Below are 1,720 nucleotides of genomic sequence, written 5' to 3' on the forward strand. Positions count from 1 at the left end.
ATGCTATAGTATTTTTTGATTGTTTAGTAGTAAAAGTACGTCAGGATAAGCGTATTATCAATAAATCGGTATATGTTGCCTTAGGTATTGATTTAGAAGGAAGGAAAGATATTTTAGGATTGTGGATCAGTGAGAATGAAGGAGCTAAATTTTGGCTTGGTAATTTTACTGAAATGAAAAATAGAGGTATGCAAGACATACTGATAGCATGTAGTGATAATCTTACTGGTATGTCTGAAGCTATAGGTGCTGTTTTTCCAAAGACGGAGCATCAATTATGTATTGTACATCAAATTAGAAATAGTTTACGATATGTATCATATAAGGACCGGAAAGAGCTAGCTGGTGATTTAAAACCTATTTATACAGCTAGCACAGAAAAAGAAGCACTTTCCGCTTTAGAGGCTTTTGAATCTAAATGGAATAAACAATATCCTCAAATTGCTAAATCTTGGTATCTTCACTGGGATAATTTAATGATTTTCTTAGGATACCCTGAAGAAATACGGAAAATAATTTATACAACTAATGCTGTGGAATCCGTTAATAGTCAACTCCGAAAAGTTACAAAAAATAAACGTGTTTTTCCAAATGATAATGCTGTTTTTAAAAGCTTATATTTAGCAATTGATTACATGACCAAAAAATGGTCCATGCCTATACCAAATTGGAATGCGGCTATGGCTCATTTTTTAATAAAATTTGAAGATAGAATCTAGGCCTTTGAAAAAAAGTTTACACACTTATTTGGGAGGACTCCCTTCTTGTTCTATATCAACTCCAAAATCTAATAGCATTTGTACTACTTTAATATTATTGTTGCTGATGGCTAATATCAAAGGTGTTTCACGTTCTTGGATACATCGTTGATTATATTGTGATTTTTGTTGAGCTTGTTTTAAAAGCGATGTCACGAGGTCTATATTGTTATTACTGATAGCCTTACATAAATGCTCTAATTTTGTATCATATCCATAAACTGTCTTACTAGGCCCGATACTAAAGATCGTGCAAGGAGCGGCAAAGTTGAGCAGCTTAAACTGGAAAATTCTTGATATTTTCTTCATATATTTTTTGAGCTTCTGATAATGATAATTTTGAATAAATCTCTAGAGACTTGCGGGTTTCATGACCAGAATATGGTTGGATGAGTGCGTCGTCTATTCCTCTTTTTTTAAGCCAAGTAAATAAAAAATGACGTAATTTATGTGGAGAAATATTCTGCCTCATACCAGCTAAATTACTATATTTTTCTAATATTCTTCTAATTCCTCTATCAGAATATGGTTTTTTCCAGCTTGACTCAAATAAGTACAATGTCTTATTCTCTGCGGTACTGGTGATATACATTGCTAATGTTTCCCGAAAACTTTTTGGAAACGGTACTATTCTATCTTTTTTTCCTTTTCCAGCAATAATTCTAATTTGACATCCATTCAGGTCAACATCAGGCTTTTTTAACCTTACCAGCTCACTTACTCTTATACCTGTATATATTAATACTTTTATAATTATAATGTCCTGTATATTTTTACTTTTCCATATTACATCATAGTATTTCTGTATTTCTTCTTCATTTGGAACATAAGGTAATTTTTTAGGTTGAGCTGTAACTACTACTTCTAATTCTTGCCTTAAATACATAAATACAGTACGTAAATAGCCATAATCCGGTGATTCAGATCTTAGGTATTTAGCTAATTGTAGAGCTTTTTTTCTT

At 31.7% G+C, this 1,720-nt stretch carries 3 protein-coding genes; 1 reads left to right on the forward strand and 2 read right to left on the reverse strand.

The window, feature by feature from the left end:
• Window positions 1–719: IS256 family transposase (locus KYQ89_RS03955; protein WP_218460501.1), on the forward strand; the 719-nt coding region annotated here is incomplete at its 5' end.
• Window positions 720–743: 24 nt separating this feature from the next.
• Here KYQ89_RS03955 and KYQ89_RS03960 read toward each other — a convergent pair.
• The gene (locus KYQ89_RS03960; protein WP_256621280.1) at window positions 744–1,067 is read right to left on the reverse strand and encodes an ankyrin repeat domain-containing protein; all 324 of its coding nucleotides are present in this window, start codon (window positions 1,065–1,067) and stop codon (window positions 744–746) included.
• Window positions 1,036–1,720 (reverse strand): tyrosine-type recombinase/integrase (locus tag KYQ89_RS03965; RefSeq protein ID WP_218460291.1); only part of this gene is annotated, 685 nt, incomplete at its 5' end. The genes KYQ89_RS03960 and KYQ89_RS03965, both read right to left, overlap by 32 nt.

Origin of the sequence: Rickettsia sp. TH2014, from assembly GCF_019249195.1 — a bacterium.
In the GTDB taxonomy this organism is placed as follows: domain Bacteria; phylum Pseudomonadota; class Alphaproteobacteria; order Rickettsiales; family Rickettsiaceae; genus Rickettsia; species Rickettsia felis.